Here is a 17,042-nt window from a genome sequence, read left to right as displayed (position 1 = left end):
TCCTATGCAAAAAGACCGCATCCCATCTTTTCAATGGCATGCGGTCTTTCTTTATTTTACAGTTGATGTTCGTGACGAATTCGCTCCAGAAGATTCTCGCAGCCTCTCGATACAAGGCCGTAGACCTCATCGAAATTGCCTGTGTAATACGGGTCAGGCACATCTTTGCTCGATTCATCGGGCAGCAAATCCATGAATTTGAATACTTTGGCATGTAGATCGGAACGGCTCCCGAAGAGCGCATGAACATCTCGCTCATTGGCACTGTCCATGCAAATGATATAGTCGAAGGTCTGATAGTCGTCGATAAGCACTTGTCTAGCTCGCATTCCCTCGTACGAAATTCCGTAACGCTCCAGCAGCCCGCGCGTACCTTCATGCGGCGGCTTGCCGAGATGCCAATCTCCCGTTCCGGCGGAATCGACTTTGATCCGGTCCTCCAACTCACGCGCCTTCAGTTGATGCCTCAGCACCGCTTCGGCCATCGGCGACCGGCAAATATTTCCCAGACAAACAAATAATACGCTAATCATGATCCTTCTCCTTTTTCTTGCTCAATCTTGGCAGCTTCAGCGCGCTCTTTATCCGAATGGACCGACTGCGCGAGCGCGTATTTCAAGGATCGCCTCGGCAGCCGCCAATTGTAATGTACGGATAGCATTCTGAAAATAATGACGATGACGAATAATATCAATAATTCCACAGGGGATTCGAAGAATCCCAAGCCAATCGCAGCGCCTGCGGCGAGCGCCCAGACCGCATAAATCTCATCGCGCAGCACCAGAGGCTTTCGACCCGCCAGCACGTCGCGAATCATTCCACCGCCAATTCCGGTCAGCATGGCTGCAACCATAACCGCACTTAGCGGGTACTTGCCCGTTGCATACAGCGCCCCTTGAATCGCAAACGCGGATAACCCGATCGCATCGAAGAAAGCTTCGCTTTTCTTCCATCGGTTAATCCACTTGACCGGCATGACGAACGCGATCGTCATTGCGATTACGGCCGTCTTCAACAGCATGCCCTGCGTCCATATCGTCGTAATCGGCACATTGATCAATAGGTTACGGATTACACCGCCGCCAAATGCAGTAACCAGTCCGAGCACATACACGCCCAAAATATCATACTCTTCTTCCATTGCTACAATTGCGCCGCTGACCGCAAATGCAATCGTTCCGATAATGCTGAATACGGTAAAAATGTCCATGTCCATCTGTAGATTCATTGCTTGATGCCTCCGCGTGTCTCCGCTCAATATGATCCTTACTCATTTTAGCCGCGGCACGTCGAATCTACAAGCGTTACATTTTTCATTTCGTCCGTATTTCGGCTGGCCAATGATTCTCATGGGAAGTATACTGTCGTAAAACGCTTCTGGTTCTCGAATGAACCAGACTAATGGCAAAGGCAGGACTTCAAATGATTCCTAAACGAATAGTTATTTTTACAGGCGGACGCCTTGGCCCGTGGGCCCTTGATCTCCTCACCACTGACGATGTACTGATCGGAGCGGATGCCGGCGCATTATTTCTAGTCGAGCATGGCTTGCGGCCGCATGTTGCGCTTGGCGATTTCGATTCCGTTACACCGGCCCAATTGGAATACATCCGCGCGAACAGCGGCGAAACACATGATTACGATCCAATTGATAAGGATTACACCGATACGGAGCTCGCTTGGCGTCTGGCGCTGTCTAAGCGGCCGCAGCAAATCGTCATGCTAGGTGCTCTCGGAACAAGGTTCGACCACTCGCTGGCGAATGTTCACCTGCTCCGAATGGCGCAGCAGCAAGGTATTGCCGCCTCGATTGTAGACGAACACAACTGTATACAGCTTACCGCAGATCAGACAAAGCTGTTTAACAGCAGCTACACTTACGTATCCTTATTGCCGTTATCCGAACGTGTGACAGGCATTACGCTGACTGGTTTTCAGTACCCGCTGCATGAGGCTGAACTCGAAATCGGACAATCACTCGGCATTAGCAACAAACTGTTAAGCGAGGAAGGTCAAATTTCCATCAAGCAAGGGCTGCTGCTCGTTATACAAAGCCGGGACTAAAGGTGACTATCATGGAATGAAAAGCCACCTTATCATGCTCTTTCGCCACAATCAAGCTTTTGGCTCATCCGGCGGTATGATGATGGATAGTCCCGGGACATATTTGCGCCCCATCAGCTTGCGCGTTTTACGGTTCTCCTTCGATTCGAACACGATATCCATATCATAGCCCTCTTCCAATTCCGGGTACAGCTGCGTACTCGGAATATAGAGAGACAGCCTCTTGCGGTTGAAGGTCATCTTATTCTTCTGAACCTGCACAACCACATCGCCACGCTCATTCGCAGGTTGGAATACGATTCCCGTCCGTTTGAGTGGATAAATCCAGACACAATCCCCGACTACGAAAGGTTTCTTGGCGCCTGCTTCATTCGCAGCTTCCTCATTTCTCTTAACTTGAGCTTTCGTATCTTCTTTACCAACGGCCCGCTTCAGCTCGTCATCCCATCGTAACGCAGACTTGGAATCAAACTCCGCAGCATTCAACGTCCGATGCTGTTGCGTGGAATGTGCAGATTTGGCTGCAACAACGCGCTCCTCTGCACGTTTAATCACACTCTCAGGCAAACCAAATCTCCTGGCAATTGCAAAAGCATAACTGTCCCCTGCTTCTCCGATTTCAAGCTTGTAGACCGGCTGCAGCGTATCGGCATCGAAAGCCATACGTGCATTCGTGCACCCCTTCATGACGGAGGCAAATCGTTTAATCTCGTTAAAATGTGTCGTGGCGGCCACGAGCGAGCCGCGCTTCAGAAGCTCCTCCAGAACCGCTATGGACAACGCAATTCCTTCGCCCGGATCTGTGCCGGCTGCCAGCTCATCCAGCAGAATTAGCGAGCGACCATTCGCTCTGCGAAGCATGTCGCTGAGACATTCCATGTGCGCGGAGAATGTGCTTAACGATTGCTCGATGCTTTGGCCATCACCGACATCCGCCATAATAGACTGGAATAACCCCAGCTCCGTACCAGCCTCAGCAGGGATAAGCAGCCCGGACTGTACCATTAAGGCGAATAAACCAATAGTCTTAAGTGCGACGGTTTTGCCGCCGGTATTAGGCCCGGTAATGATGAGCTGACGCCATTCGCCGCCGATTTCAATCGTAAGTGGTACTGCTTTGCCGCCTAACAGCGGATGTTTGGCGCCAATTAGTTTCACATATGGTTTGTCTACAATCGCAGCTTTAATGCCGTTATAGGTGCGGGACAGCTTCGCTCTGGCAAATATAAAATCAAACGATGCCATCGCCTCCATATTCCACCTTAGCGAGTCACTCTGCTCCTCCGCCAGATCTGAGAGCTGCGAGAGAATCAATGTTCGCTCGCGTTCCTCCTCACTCTTCCACATTTGCCATTCCGCCTGCAGATCGGCCACGTCGACCGGTTCAACGAACAACGTCTGACCGCTTGCAGACTCATCCCAGACTGTACCCGGCACCTGCCTGCGCAGCTCCCTCTTCACAGGGATCACATAATGACCGTTTCGCTTGCTGACTAATTGATCCTGCAGCGCATTCTTGTATTTCCCCAGCAGTTGATTCAGCTTGCGCTCAATTCGCTCTTCTGCGGCTGCGAGATGCCTGCGAATGTCAGCCAAAGCCGGAGACGCTTGATCAGTCAGCGAGCCATGCCTGATGCAGCGCTGCAGTTCCTTCACAAGCTCAGGACAATCGTACATCGAATCGGCATAACTGCTGATTGTCGGTGCAGTCAATCGTTTACTGTCCATATATCGTTTCATTTGTCCGATTGAGGTGAGCCAAACAGCCAAATTGCCGAGCTCCTGCTCGCTGTAGATTTTCCCCTTTCCCAGCAGTGCCATGAATACTTCCATGCCCTCCATTGCCGAAATCGGAACGCTTGCACCGGTTGCCAGCAGTGCCGCCGCTTCCTCCGTTTCACCAAGCCACGCTTTCACTCGGCCGGGTTCTGCGCTTGGTTCATGCCGTTCGGTAAGGGCTCTTCCGGCTTCAGAAACGGTATATGTGAGCAGCATGGCTTTGATTTTATCGAATTCCAATTTCGTCATTGATGCGTTATTCATTTGGTTACCCATCCTTTTCGATGTTTATATTTACATACAACAAAACAGGGACAGAACGCATACGCATCCCATCCCTGTTCATGGACTTCTCGGTAAACTCCCTCTTCGATTCGACGAGAAAACCCTCTTCCGGCTAGCGGAATGCGGACTGCCCGTAGAACGAAAAAAGGCGTGCTCGAAAGAGCACGCGAATTTACCGTCCAGTAGGAGGCGGAAATTGTCATGTTCTTAACTCATTGGTTCCACGCCTTCGTGAGATATAACCATATAAACCTACTCCAACAGGAGAAAGTCCACTTGTATATCGTACAAAAGCCGTGGATCCGGCCGCGCTTCAGGCGCCGGATAATATCCAATTTAGAAGTTAAGAACCATAACCCGCATCAAAATTTCCCCTTACTGCTTAAAGTTAACTTAATAATAGCGTCATCACTTCGACCAAGTCAAGCGGCAATCGCCTAGACGATGACGGTAAGCCTTGCATGCGCAAATGTAACACCAGCAGGCAATCCATAGTCTCGACGTAGATCAATATCATGCGACATATGCGTAAACATTGTTCTTACCGGCTTTAGCTCTTCGAGTAACACCAGCGCTTCTGTAACATCATAGACGGAACGCGTCTCGAATGGATATGGCTCCTGATAGAAGCTCGTCCCAAGAATAAGGAGATCTAACTCTGCGAGCGGCACCAGCTCTTCGCCCTCAAGCGCAATGGAATCTGAGCAATAGGCGAATGACTTTCCACGCTCGGCATGCGTGAATCGGAACGCGTAAGCATAGCCATTCTTGCCATGGTTCACTTTCCATGTCCGCACTTCCCAGCCGCCGAATTGAAGCGGTCCCGTGATTGGATGAAATTCAATATGAGACCTCAGCCACGGAAAGCGGGTCAATATCTCGTCAATAACATCAGGCATCGCATAAGCTTTCCCTTTGCATCCGAGCCATCTGCATAGATCCGCCCATTCCGGGAGCCCTGCGATATGATCGAAATGAGCATGCGTAATCATAACCGTATCGATCCGTTTGAGACCTGCCGTTTCCATCTGACTGCGCCAATCCGGGCCGCAATCAATCAGCATCGTTCCAAACTCTTCATCGGCGAGATGAACGAGTGAACGCAATCTGCGGTTCACAGCGCCGGATCTCGCTTCTTCACAAACCTCACATGAACAATAGACGCGAGGTACCCCCATTGCATCACCTGTTCCCCAGAAGGTGATTGTCGTCGCCAAAATCGCTTCCCCCATTCCTGCCTGCGTTGTTGAAGCACTGCCTCTCTACAGTGGTTTCAGTGCAAGCTTGGATTGACCCTTCAAGCCTTCGACCATGGCATACCATTCATCCGGTTTATTAGGCAGAGCCGAATAGTATTCCGTTAAGAACGCCACCACAAGCGATGCTTCTAGCTCAGTACGGTTCTCGTCCTGAGGCAAGAAACATAGATCAAGCCCCCCGACAGCCGCACCATCCTCTTCCCAAGATGGATGTACATAAGGGAAGTCAATCCGCATATAGCCGATATGCGACAGCACTTCGCGACGTACAAACGGATTCATCGGATAGACGCCGCCGAATTCATATTCCGCAACCGTTGGGTTGTAAATTTCCGCAAACATGCCTATCGGCTCGGTTCCGCTTTGCTGTGCCAAACGTTCTAAATCACGTGAGCGGTTGCGCATCAGAAACCGACCTACGCCCAGCCCCGGACGACCGACAATTGTAAAGTCCGTCATCGCGACTTGCATACCGGGATAGTACCGATATTCCGTAGTTCCGACAACCTCTCCATCGTGAACCGCTACATAGACATGAATGCTGGGATCTTCAAGTGGTCCAGCCCATTTCTCAAAGGCGAGCACTTCTTCCTTCGGAAAAATCGTTTTCATCAAATCATGCATGCTCTTAAATAATGGATTGTCGATTGATTGAATGCGTATGTAGTCCATGACTTATAACTTCCTCTCTATTCGGATATAAATGGATTCTTCCACTCCATGAGTGCGGCGTATCCGCAGGATTCTTCATCCTCCAGATAGTGCTGGGCAACGCCGACAGGCAGACGACCGCATCGCAACAGAAACGAGATCACGGGATCATTGTACAAGCCCGTAGTAACTCCTGTTAAGTAATCTTCGGCAGATACGGTATCCGAATACCGATGATAGCCAGGCATCCGACCGCCGCCAAGCAGTCTCCTTAACCGGAGATGAATGACGACCTCGTACATGCTTTGCATGAGCCATTTACCGATACCGGCTTTACGCATTTCCGGAATAACGCACAAATCAACAACATATAACGTGGTGCCATCCGGGTCGTGATTGCGAATGTAGCCGCTGTCCGTGACAGCCTCCCAGGTATGTATGCCTTCCAGCAGCTTCTCGCTTACAAGAAGTCCCGTCATAGACCCGATCAATCTGCCATCCATTTCCGCACATAGCGCACCTTCCGGAAACCGGATGATGTGCTCTCGGAGCTGCGCCTCATTCCACCAAAGTTCGGAGGGAAACGGAGGCGGAAAGGATTCTCGTTGAATGGCAATCATCCCCTCTATATCAGAGAAGCTGTAATTGCGAATCACAATCTCGATTGGTTTGCCCATAAGGTAGACAATCAGCCCTTTACGCATCGCTTGTTGTCCCCTTCCTCAGGTAATAATGCCCGCGATTAAGACCAATCACAGTATAAATCCGTGCGGCGATCACGCCAAGTCGTAACCGATCCGGCAGCACGTACATCATGAAGCAGCTGAACATTGAGGTCGGCGACAACAAGCATATCATCATTAATGACACCTTCTGTCATGATGCCGGCAGGAGGGAATGGAATGTCGTTTGGCGAGATGACTGCAGCTTGACCATAATTAGCTCTCATAAAATCAACCTTGCGCAGTGACCCTACCGTACCTGTCGTCACAATATAAACCTGGTTCTCAACTGCTCTTGCATGACAGCAGTAACGCACCCGGTAGAATCCATGCCGATCATCGGTGCAGGAAGGACAGAAAATAATGTCCGCCCCTTTCGCTCTGGCCATCCGGACCACTTCCGGAAATTCGATATCGTAACAAGTAAGCATCGCAATTGTGCCATACTCTGTATCAAATACGCGCAAGGATTCGCCATGCGACATGTTCCATTCCTCGCGTTCGGTCGGCGTCATATGAAGTTTTGCCTGCTGCTCCACACGGCCGCTTGGGTAGAACAGATGCGCAGCATTGTTCAGCTTGCCGCCTCCGGCATCAATGACATGAGTGCCGCCAACGATGTGCACTTGATATTCAGCTGCAAGTGACTTAAACAAATCGACGTATTGTTCCGTAAATTCAGGCAGTCTTTCAATCGACAATGGTCGTCCCTCATCGTCTCCGATCGAGAGCAATTGTGTCGTGAAAAACTCCGGAAACAGAATAAATTGAACTCCGTATTCAGATGCATTACGAACATAGTGCCGAACTTGATCGGCAAACTGTTCGAAGCGTTCGATATCCGCCAGCTTGTACTGGACGGCGCAAACACGCAAACTCCCCATAGTTCTCCCCGCCTTTGTTAGCTTTTGAATATTTATTTGCGCAATGGCAGCGCAATCGAGATGGTTGTACCTTGTTCAGGCTTGCTGAATACATCGATTTGACCTTCATGCAAATCAACAATCCGCTTGGCGATGGACAATCCAAGTCCGGCGCCGCCTGTGGATCGGCTTCTGGCGCTGTCTACGCGGTAGAAGCGCTCGAACAAATGAGGAATTTCGTCCTCGGGAATGCCCATTCCTTTGTCCGAGACCGAAATCCGAATGACGCCTTTATTAGTGCCAAGCGTAACATCGATCGGTTCCTTGCTGTATTTGATCGCATTGTCAATGAGGATGACAAGCAGCTGCCTGATTTTGTCCTTGTCTCCGATCATCCGAACATCTTGTTTGCCTGTATGTACGCGAATCATGCGCTGGAATGTGATGTGCAGCATATCCGCAGTTTCATCCGTCAGCTGAACGAGATTGAAGTTTTCCAAATTAAGCCAATCTTCTTGCTCGGCTTGCGCAAGCTGAAGCATCGATTTGGTCAAATTTTGCAATCGCTGCGATTCCTTGCTGATTGCTTCAATTGCCTCATCACGGATGTTGACGTCATCTCGTCCCCATCTCTTCAGCATGCCTGCATAGCTGGTAATAACCGTTACCGGTGTTCTAAGTTCATGCGATGCATCGGCGACGAACTGCTTCTGCCGCTCGAATGTGCGATCCAGTCTGTCGATCATCTGATTAAAGGCGCGCGCAAGTTGAAGTAATTCAGCAGATTGATCGCGCTGGGCAAGCTCGATCTGTCGCAGCTTCCCGCTGCGGTCAATCTCTCTCATCGTCTGCACCATGTGCTGAATCGGTGACGTTAATCTCGAAGTAAACCAATAGGTGCCGAAGATCGCGAACAAGATCGCCCCGATGCTGGTGATGGTCAGCGCAATAACCAGAACCTGTAAGTAGCTGTCGAGCAGCGTCAGCTTACGGTAGAGCTCGAGCGTACCGATCACTTGACCGTCATGGAAGAGCGGTACCTTCATATACAGCACACGTCGACCTTCAAGGAAGAACATCCCCGTATCATGCTGACCCGAGAATTCCGACTTCAACGCAAGCAACTCGGAGTCGGAGCCTTGTGAATTCACCGTTCTGCCGCTTCGATCGACGATACGAATAAGCTCGCTGATGTTATAGAAATCCCGCAACAGCTCGCCATTGGCTAGCTGCGTGGGGTCAACAATTCGGGGATCCTCGAGCAGTATGTTTACTTTATTCGTCAGCAGTTGGTCCTCACTGCGAATCGTGATTTTTATCACAAATAAATAAACGAAGATGTTAAACAGGATCAATATAAAGATAAGCCAAAAAATCGTAAAAAACGTAAATCGTCTGCGCAGCGTCATGCATCCGGCTCCTTGAGCATATAGCCGACACCGCGAACCGTGTGGATGAGTTTATGGCGGTACCCTTTATCGATTTTCTGGCGCAAATAACGGATGTATACATCCACCAAATTCGTTTCGCCTATGAAATCGTAGCCCCATACCTCGGACAAAATATCTTCTCGTGACTTCTCTTCATTGCGATGCTCAGCCAGATAAACAAGCAGCTCGAATTCACGCGGAGTGAGCTCAATCGCGAGATCCTTACGGAATACTTTGCGCGTACGCAGCTCAATGGAGAGATCGGCTGCCTTCAGCACATCCGGACTCTCCGTCTCCTTCGGCTGCTGCTGGAAGATACGGAGCAAATTGCGAACGCGCGCCAGCAGTTCTTCCATCGCGAACGGTTTGGTAATATAGTCATTGGCGCCATGCTCGAATCCGCTTACCTTGTCCGGGATCGTGTCACGTGCCGTTAATAGAATAATCGGGATTTGATTGCCGGATTGCCGCAGTCTGCGCAGCACTTCAATTCCGTTTAGCTCAGGGAGCATCACGTCGAGCAGGAGCATATCCCATTCGCCGTTGTTGACTTGTTCAAGTCCGCTCCTGCCGTCTGCGGCACGACCGACCGAATAACCTTCATGCTCCAGCTCAAGCTGAAGAACCCGTGCAATGCCGTCCTCATCTTCGATGACAAGAATGCGTTCATTCATTCTCGCTGTACACCCACTTTGTTATAGACTTAATCAGGACTAGCCCGTTCCCACTATCATAAAGAAGCAAATGCGCCATTGCAAGCAGCAAAGCCGCCAAACCTAACGCTTGGCGGCCTTGCTCTCTACCTTCTAGTTCATGGCATGCTGCAGCGACCATTGTTCAACATCCCATACCTTCGTTACCCAATCCTCGTAGAAATCAGGTTCGTGGGAAACCAGGATAATGGTTCCTTTGTAGGACGCGAGCGCACGTTTAAGTTCTGCTTTCGCGTGGATATCCAGATGGTTGGTCGGCTCATCGAACGCAACCCAGTTGCTTTCACGCATGAGCAGCTTACACAGACGAACCTTCGCCTGCTCGCCGCCGCTGAGCTGGTTCAGCGCGCGCGTGATATGCTCATTCTTCAAGCCGCAGCGTGCTAAGGCAGCGCGTACTTCATGCTGATTCATGCTGGAAAACTCGTTCCACACATCATCCAGCGGCGTTAAATTCGGCGCTTTCACCTCTTGCTCGAAATAAGCAGGGAACAGATAGTCACCGCGGTAGATCGTGCCGTCAAGCGCATCGATTTTGCCTAGAATCGTCTTCAGCAAGGTCGATTTACCTACGCCGTTACTACCGACAATCGCAATCTTATCTCCCCGCTCCACAAGCATATTCATTGGCGGAATCAGCGGTTTTCCGTATCCGATCGTAAGCCCTGTAGCCTCGAAAACAGTCTTGCCGCTTGCACGCGCTTCTTTGAATACAAAGGTCGGCTTAGCAGCCTCCTCCGGTTTCTCAATTCGGTCAATCTTATCAAGTTGTTTCTCACGGCTCTTCGCCCGGCCGCTGGTCGAAGCACGCGCTTTATTCTTCTGAATAAATTCTTCCTGCTTCTTGATATATTCCTTCTGTTTCTCATACGCATCGATATGCTGCGCTTTGTTCATGTCCGCCATCGTTAAGAACTTCTCGTAATTCGCCGCATAACGTGTGAGCTTCGTGAACTCCAAATGATAAATGACATTTACGACTTCGTTCATAAATCCCGTATCATGCGAAATAAGAATAAAGGCATATGGATAGTTCTTCAAGTAGTGAGACAGCCATGTAATATGCTCTTCATCCAAGTAGTTCGTCGGCTCATCGAGCAGCAGCACCATCGGTTTCTCCAGCAGCAGCTTCGCCAGTAGTACCTTCGTACGCTGTCCACCGCTTAGCGATGCGACATCACGATCAAGTCCGATGACACTGAGGCCAAGCCCATTCGCCATCTCGTCGACCTTCACATCCAGCAAGTAGAAGTCTCCGATTTCAAGCTCCTCTTGAATTTCGCCCATACGAACGAGCAGTACTTCAAGCTGATCGGAATCGACATCTGCCATTTGGCCGGCGATATCATTGAGCTCCCGCTCCAGTTCCAGCAAAGGAAGAAACGCATCTTTCAGCACATCACGGATAGTCTTGCCTGGTAAGAGCTTCGTATGCTGATCCAGATAACCGTATCTTACGCGAGGCGTCCATTCTACCTTGCCCTCGTCTTTTAGCAATTTGCCTGTCAAAATATTCATCAGTGTCGACTTGCCCGTTCCGTTCGCACCAACCAATCCGACACGTTCGCCGGCGAGCAGCCGGAAGGATACATTCCTGAATAAAGTGCGGTCGCCGAAGCTATGGGATAATTCCTCTATCGTCAATAAACTCATGTTCAAGCTCGCTTTCCAATGATAATTAAGCGCCTTACTTGCGACGCTCGCAACTCATTGTATCACAGGATGTGATGGAATGTGCCGAGAGTTCGCAACTATTTCTTGCAAAATAGGCTGAAAGGCGCGTTCCAGAAGGCTTAGCCAATTTTTGTTGGAGGTTGCCCACTTGCCTGACCATAGCAGTTCGGCTAACTGATCTGCCGGAAGCAGAGGCACAGAACACGCAGGTTTCTCCGGAATAGCGGCCAACCATTCACTCCGATTGCGAAATGACATATCTTTGTTTGCGACCCAATAGGTCCTAAGCCCAACCTTCGAGCGTTCAAAACAAATACGATCGGCCTCTTGCAATCGCTGCGGCGTCCATTTGAATGGAGATGGATCAACAACGAATATCAATTCATCGCGTTGCGTCAATTCCAGCGTTAATTCAGAGGAGTTGGTCCATTTGCCGGAAATATCGGTTAGAACTACAGAAGAGTTCGATGATTCTGATAGCAGCCGATATTTAAGTGTAGGTTCCGCATCTGCAGAATGGCGTTTGTCAGGCTCCAGTGCATGCCATTTCGTATGCCCGGATGGTGAATGAAAGGATCGATATTTGCTTTGCCACGCTTGCTGAGATTTCGAGCGAAGCCGCTTTTGTACTTCCGGCGTGTACAATAAAGCATGCCATTCCGGTTCGAGCTCCAGATGTTCGATCGCTGTACATGAGATGCCCCGCTGCTCGAGTAAATGTGCCAGCGTAATAGTTGCGAAGGTCGCACCTGCGCCCGGTGACAGTGAAGCAACCATGATTGATCGTCGATAATTTGACTGAATAGGAACAGTTTGACCACTTAACTGATGTGATGGAACGGGCTCGTTGCCCAAACAAGCTTCAAGAGCAAGCTTGGCTTCCATCATGGAGCTATATCTGCATACCGGATTTGGATCGAGCATACGGTATATCACTTCGGTCATCTTGATGGGCAAATGATAAGGTAAAGTATTGAGCCTCGGTGGGGCAGTTCCGTCTGTTGTTATGTAGCGATTGCCTCCGCTAAGCAAGTAGTATAGCAAGGCTCCTAAGCCAAATACATCCGTCCGCGCGTCACTCTGGTACTCTCCTTCCTGCTCAGGGGCTGCGAATCCCGGCGTTCCCAGCATAACCGTATCCTGTGCTTGTCCCGGCTTAAATTCCCTGGCAATGCCAAAGTCGATTAACCGCACAAAACCGCCACGATCGATCATCACATTCGTCGGCTTCAAGTCTCGATGAATAATCGGAGGATGCTGGCTGTGCAGATAGTGCAGTGCCTCGCACAGCTGACTTCCGATTGCAAGGGTGTCTGTGAAACGAATATCACCGCCGCGAGATGTCAGGTAAGCTTGAAGTGTATTTCCATCGATGTAATCCATAACCACAACTTCACAGTCCAACTCCTCGACCAGTGGAAAATAATCCACAATCAAAGGCAAATGGGGATGGTTCAAACGCATCAGAAGTTCCGCCTCTTCTGCCCCGTTTACTCCTCCGAGCTTATGGATTGAAGCGACCTTAAGCGCACGGAGCTTCCCATGCAAGCGCAGATCCTCTGCCGCGTACACCTCACCCATTCCGCCTCTCCCAATTAATCCGGCAATGCGATACCTACCTCCAATGATAATGCCATCCTTAAGCAAATCCTGATTTTCATTAGCTGTGCTCATCCACTACCCTCCCAAATGCAAAAAAACATCTCGAATGCACAGACATGGTCTGCTCATTCGGGATGCTTTCCCGACTAAATCGTATCTTCTACCGTTTCACTAAGTATAACGTAATTTCATCGCGATTGTGGAACAATTGCTTCGCTTTCTTCAGCTCAAAGGCCGATTCCAGCTTCGCGATCACGTCTCGAATCGTCTGCAGCGGCTTCTTATGCATCAGCTTAATCGTGATGATTGCAGTTGCTCCATCTGTCAGCGCATCGGTTTTCTCTAACACAAGCTTAGCCATCTGCATCGGGCTCCAGCTCATATCACAGACGAGCAAGTCGAACGTATTCGACGGGAAGTTAACATCCGACGCATTCTTCTTCATTTTCGTAAGACGCGGGTATGCGGACAGTGTTGGATGCAGCTCTGCAGGGTCAATCGCCGTCACGCGCAGTCCGCGCTCCAGCAGCAGATGTGTCCATCCGCCCGGTGCGGCGCCGATATCAAGCGCTTCACGGAACGTTTCGAAGTAGACCTTGAAAGCCCGTTCCGCCTCCAGCAGCTTGAACTTCGCACGCGAAATCTGACCTTCCTCACGTTGAAACCGGACAGCACCGCCCGGCCAATCCGACAACTGCTCGGCTGGAGTCCCCCACCCTACATACAGCTCCTCGGATGCTGCGAAGATGGAGAAAATTTGATCAGGCGACTGCATGGTCGTTTCTCCGCCCAGCTCCATAATCACTGCATCTAACACGGCCTTTGTATCGGCAGCAGAGTAGATGAATGGCGTTCCATCCATCCGTCTGAGATGGATCGCTGTCGTCCCTTCCTCACAGCGCATTCTTGCACTGCGGATTAGCTCCGAGAGTGCATGCAAATCATCGGCATTACCATGAATCGGCAATGCGCGGTCAATCGGCTGTATATGTCTTAAGAAAATCGGTTCGTTCGTCTGGATAAGATCCAGCATCTCTTCTCTGCTTAACGGAACCTCCATCTTGAATACTTCGCCTGCGATAAGCTGCGTAAATTTAATGCCATTAATTTGCCTACGAAGCTCTTCCATTGCAAGCGACGCAAAACCATGATTAGCTGTTCCAATCCAATGACTCACTACTGTTTGCCTCCTGATAATGCTCGAATCCATGGCCGGTCATCGGCCCATTCTACGGCCACCGGCCAGTCGTACGCGCGGCTTAGCCATTCCGGACTAAGCACTTCCTTCTTCGGACCCGCAGCTACGATGCGTCCGTCCTGCACTAATGCCACATGAGTAAATAGCGGTATGATTTCTTCCATATGATGTGTCACGTACACAACGGTAATGTCACGCTCAGCCAGTCTGTTCAAATCAAGCAGCAGCTTCTCACGCTCGTACAAGTCTAAACCCGCACAAGGCTCGTCCATAATAAGCAGCTTCGGATTGGACATCAGCGCACGTGCGAGAAGCACCTTCTTCCGCTCACCTTGAGAGAGCGTAGCCAATGTTTGATCTGCCGTATACAGCAAGCCCACTTCATCTAAGTGACGCAGCGCTTTCTGACGCACCTCTTCATCGATGGTCTGGTAGAAACGCAGAAACGCGTACTCCCCGGTCGCGATAACTTCCCAAACCGGATCTCGCAGCGTCAGTTTCTCCATGACCGCCTGGCTAATATAACCGACTTGCTTACGAATCTCCCGCACATCGCATTCTCCGAAGCGATTGCCGAGCACGTCAACCGTTCCGGAAGAAGGGAACTGGTAGCCGGTCATCATCTCCAGCAGCGTTGTTTTTCCGCAGCCGTTTCGGCCCAGAATAACCCAGTGCTCCCCTTTGTTGATTTGAAGATTAACGCCATCAAGGATTTGTCTTTCTTCACGGCGGAATGTGATATCTTGCAATGTAATCATGTTCACGGTTTTCCCTCCCAGAAGTTCACATGAAGCAGGTCAGCGCTATCTGCTCACCGCAGGCATTGGACCATTATGGATTTGGATGTTTATCGGTGCATGCTGGGTTATCAAATGGACCATTTGCATTCTGCCTGCAAGACTGGACGTATGAAAGTAGCAGGTGCGCGGATATCGTCCACTGGATACGATATATTCTGCAACGGCAAGGCCACTCGGCTGCCCCCAGCCAAGCTCAAAGTCGAGCGAGAGGATATCCACATCCTCATGCTGCAGCAGAAGGATGCATTCAGAAGCCGTCTTCGCAAGAACGAAACCTTCCGGACATGGCCGATAATCGTCTAAATATACGTTAATCATGCTTCGCTCTCCCCTCCTAACCGCTGGATCAGCTCCATCTGTTCTCGGTGCGTACCATCTTCCCCGGATGGAGTTTCCAGCACGAATGGCACCTGCTTCAGCATCGGATGACGCAGCAGCCAGGTCAAGCCTGCTTCGCCAATATAACCTTCACCGATTCTCGCATGACGGTCTCTCTTATCCCCGCTTGGATAGACGGAATCATTCAGATGAATAGCAGTCAGCTCTGAAATCACACCGAGCTCTTGCGCTTTGTCCATCCATGCAGCGTCAGGGCTTCCATCCCAAACTCCACTGGCGAAGAGATGGCATGTATCTAGGCAGAATCCGATCTTGTGCGGGTCTACGCACAGGCTGCGAATTTGAGCCAGCTCTTCCATCGTAGTCCCCATGAAAGTATGATCGCCAGCTTGATTCTCTATGAGCAGCTTCGCTTTACCGGCCCATTGAGATGTAACCGTACTTAACGTAACTACTGCATTGCGGTAGCCCTCAAGTGGATCCGGCCCTTTATAGACGCCAAAATGCACCACGACGCCCAATGAACCGCAAGCTTCGGCAATAGCGAGATCATTCAGCAGAGATTCCACCGTTCTCGCGCGATGCTCTGCATCTTCTGACGCAATATTCGTCGGATAAGGAGAATGTGCAATGGAAACAATCCCGCGCTCCTCACAGAAGACTGCACACTGCTTTGCTTCTCTGTAATCGATGTCTTTAAAGGAAAGACTTCGCGGATTTTTCGGAAAATATTGATAAGCGACAGCTCCATTCGCTGCCGCTCGCCTTGCCGCTTCCCTGTAACCGCCTTTGGTGGAAACATGAAATCCGGTCCGCATCGGCGTCTACCTATCCTTCTGGCAAACCGGGCAATAGAACATCTTGCGCGAGTTGATTTCTTCTTGCACAATCGTTCCACCGCAGTTTAAACAAGGTTCTCCGCCGCGGTCGTAAACCAGGCAATGGTTGTTATAACCGCCGGTAACGGTGTCCTCATTCGTAAAGGGCATCTCCATATAACCGCCATGCGCTAATGCCGATTGCAGCACCTTGTGCATCGCGTTATAAATACGCTCCCACGATTCCGGCGCAAGCGCAGATAGTTTCGCATCCGGGCGAACTCTCGCTTCGAAAGCAATCTCGTCTGCATAACAATTTCCTATGCCCGCGATAACCCTCTGCTCGACAAGGGCTGTCTTCAGCGATCCTCTGCGTCCCTTGAAACGCTCCTTGAATTTCTCTAGCGTCAGCCATTTGTCGAACGGCTCCGGTCCAAGATCGGCCAAACGAGCGATTGTTTCCTTCACCGTCAGCAGATGGATATAACCAAGACGCAATCCGATAAAGCACAGCTCCCCTTGCGGGAAACCGATCATAACCTGCACAGTGCGTTCCGTGCGCTGCTCTGGATCAATGCCCCGTGTTTCATAACGAATCATACCGCCCAGCATTAGATGCAGCAGCAGCCGTTTTCCGTTATCCAGGTGTAGAATCAACATTTTGCCGCGATGCTCCACGAACCAAACGGTTCTTCCGATTAGCTCCTGCTCGAAGGTTTCAACAGGAACGTTAATCGATTTCTGACGCGTAACCTGCACATTCATAATGGGCTGACCGGAGATTCGCTCCGCCAGCATCTTGCGATAATGTTCCATTTCCGGCCATTCCGGCATCGTGCTTCTTC

General features: G+C 50.4%; 17 protein-coding genes. 1 reads left to right on the top strand and 16 read right to left on the bottom strand.

Annotated features, from left to right (window positions below):
• Positions 1–56: 56 nt before the first annotated feature.
• Together AC0YN4_RS00950 and AC0YN4_RS00945 are read right to left on the bottom strand one after the other, a co-directional pair.
• Entirely contained in the window at positions 57–533 is a 477-nt protein-coding gene (locus AC0YN4_RS00950; RefSeq protein WP_475834881.1) for a low molecular weight protein-tyrosine-phosphatase, read from the bottom strand.
• A complete protein-coding gene (locus AC0YN4_RS00945) occupies positions 530–1,210 on the bottom strand; it encodes a trimeric intracellular cation channel family protein (RefSeq protein ID WP_475781006.1) in 681 nt (226 codons plus the stop codon). The genes AC0YN4_RS00950 and AC0YN4_RS00945 overlap by 4 nt, the downstream gene beginning before the upstream one ends.
• Before the next feature lie 212 nt (positions 1,211–1,422).
• On the opposite strand from AC0YN4_RS00945, the gene AC0YN4_RS00940 reads away from it, so the two are divergent.
• Positions 1,423–2,064 carry a thiamine diphosphokinase gene (locus tag AC0YN4_RS00940; RefSeq protein WP_475780604.1) on the top strand — a complete coding sequence of 214 codons (642 nt, stop codon included), beginning with the start codon at positions 1,423–1,425 and terminating at the stop codon, positions 2,062–2,064.
• A gap of 51 nt (positions 2,065–2,115) precedes the next feature.
• Here AC0YN4_RS00940 and AC0YN4_RS00935 read toward each other — a convergent pair whose 3' ends face one another.
• The 14 genes from AC0YN4_RS00935 to AC0YN4_RS00870 form a co-directional block, all read right to left on the bottom strand.
• Positions 2,116–4,107, bottom strand: a complete 1,992-nt coding sequence (locus AC0YN4_RS00935) for an endonuclease MutS2 (RefSeq protein ID WP_475834880.1) — start codon at positions 4,105–4,107, stop codon at positions 2,116–2,118.
• 458 nt (positions 4,108–4,565) lie between these two features.
• The gene (locus AC0YN4_RS00930; RefSeq protein ID WP_475834879.1) at positions 4,566–5,360 is read right to left on the bottom strand and encodes an MBL fold metallo-hydrolase; all 795 of its coding nucleotides are present in this window, start codon (positions 5,358–5,360) and stop codon (positions 4,566–4,568) included.
• Between the two features lie 30 nt (positions 5,361–5,390).
• Positions 5,391–6,059 carry a GNAT family N-acetyltransferase gene (locus AC0YN4_RS00925; RefSeq protein ID WP_475780601.1) on the bottom strand — a complete coding sequence of 223 codons (669 nt, stop codon included), beginning with the start codon at positions 6,057–6,059 and terminating at the stop codon, positions 5,391–5,393.
• A 17-nt stretch (positions 6,060–6,076) separates the two neighbouring features.
• Positions 6,077–6,742: a GNAT family N-acetyltransferase gene (locus AC0YN4_RS00920; RefSeq protein WP_475780600.1), complete on the bottom strand. Its 666-nt coding sequence runs from the start codon at positions 6,740–6,742 to the stop codon at positions 6,077–6,079.
• A gap of 38 nt (positions 6,743–6,780) precedes the next feature.
• Positions 6,781–7,644, bottom strand: a complete 864-nt coding sequence (locus AC0YN4_RS00915; RefSeq protein WP_475834878.1) for a carbon-nitrogen hydrolase family protein — start codon at positions 7,642–7,644, stop codon at positions 6,781–6,783.
• Between the two features lie 32 nt (positions 7,645–7,676).
• Positions 7,677–9,032 carry a HAMP domain-containing sensor histidine kinase gene (locus tag AC0YN4_RS00910; RefSeq protein WP_475780598.1) on the bottom strand — a complete coding sequence of 452 codons (1,356 nt, stop codon included), beginning with the start codon at positions 9,030–9,032 and terminating at the stop codon, positions 7,677–7,679.
• On the bottom strand, positions 9,029–9,727 hold the full coding sequence (locus AC0YN4_RS00905) for a response regulator transcription factor (protein ID WP_090985382.1): 699 nt from the start codon (positions 9,725–9,727) through the stop codon (positions 9,029–9,031). The genes AC0YN4_RS00910 and AC0YN4_RS00905 overlap by 4 nt, the downstream gene beginning before the upstream one ends.
• A gap of 132 nt (positions 9,728–9,859) precedes the next feature.
• On the bottom strand, positions 9,860–11,419 hold the full coding sequence (locus AC0YN4_RS00900) for an ABC-F family ATP-binding cassette domain-containing protein (RefSeq protein ID WP_475780597.1): 1,560 nt from the start codon (positions 11,417–11,419) through the stop codon (positions 9,860–9,862).
• A 54-nt stretch (positions 11,420–11,473) separates the two neighbouring features.
• A complete protein-coding gene (locus AC0YN4_RS00895; RefSeq protein WP_475834877.1) occupies positions 11,474–13,114 on the bottom strand; it encodes a serine/threonine protein kinase in 1,641 nt (546 codons plus the stop codon).
• An 88-nt stretch (positions 13,115–13,202) separates the two neighbouring features.
• Positions 13,203–14,219: an SAM-dependent methyltransferase gene (locus tag AC0YN4_RS00890; RefSeq protein ID WP_475834876.1), complete on the bottom strand. Its 1,017-nt coding sequence runs from the start codon at positions 14,217–14,219 to the stop codon at positions 13,203–13,205.
• Positions 14,219–14,998: an ABC transporter ATP-binding protein gene (locus AC0YN4_RS00885; RefSeq protein ID WP_475781005.1), complete on the bottom strand. Its 780-nt coding sequence runs from the start codon at positions 14,996–14,998 to the stop codon at positions 14,219–14,221. Before AC0YN4_RS00885 ends, AC0YN4_RS00890 begins: the two co-directional genes overlap by 1 nt.
• 45 nt (positions 14,999–15,043) lie before the next feature.
• Complete coding sequence (locus AC0YN4_RS00880; RefSeq protein ID WP_475780594.1) at positions 15,044–15,358, bottom strand: cyclic-phosphate processing receiver domain-containing protein; 315 nt, start codon at positions 15,356–15,358, stop codon at positions 15,044–15,046.
• Positions 15,355–16,197: a deoxyribonuclease IV gene (locus AC0YN4_RS00875; protein ID WP_475834875.1), complete on the bottom strand. Its 843-nt coding sequence runs from the start codon at positions 16,195–16,197 to the stop codon at positions 15,355–15,357. Before AC0YN4_RS00875 ends, AC0YN4_RS00880 begins: the two co-directional genes overlap by 4 nt.
• Positions 16,198–16,203: 6 nt before the next feature.
• Positions 16,204–17,031, bottom strand: a complete 828-nt coding sequence (locus tag AC0YN4_RS00870; protein WP_475780592.1) for an Fpg/Nei family DNA glycosylase — start codon at positions 17,029–17,031, stop codon at positions 16,204–16,206.
• Positions 17,032–17,042: the final 11 nt, after the last annotated feature.

It is taken from the genome of Paenibacillus sp. J22R3 (assembly GCF_056269305.1).
The sequence above is the reverse complement of the archived record's forward strand: the minus strand, read 5'-3'. Positions and strand labels throughout refer to the sequence as shown.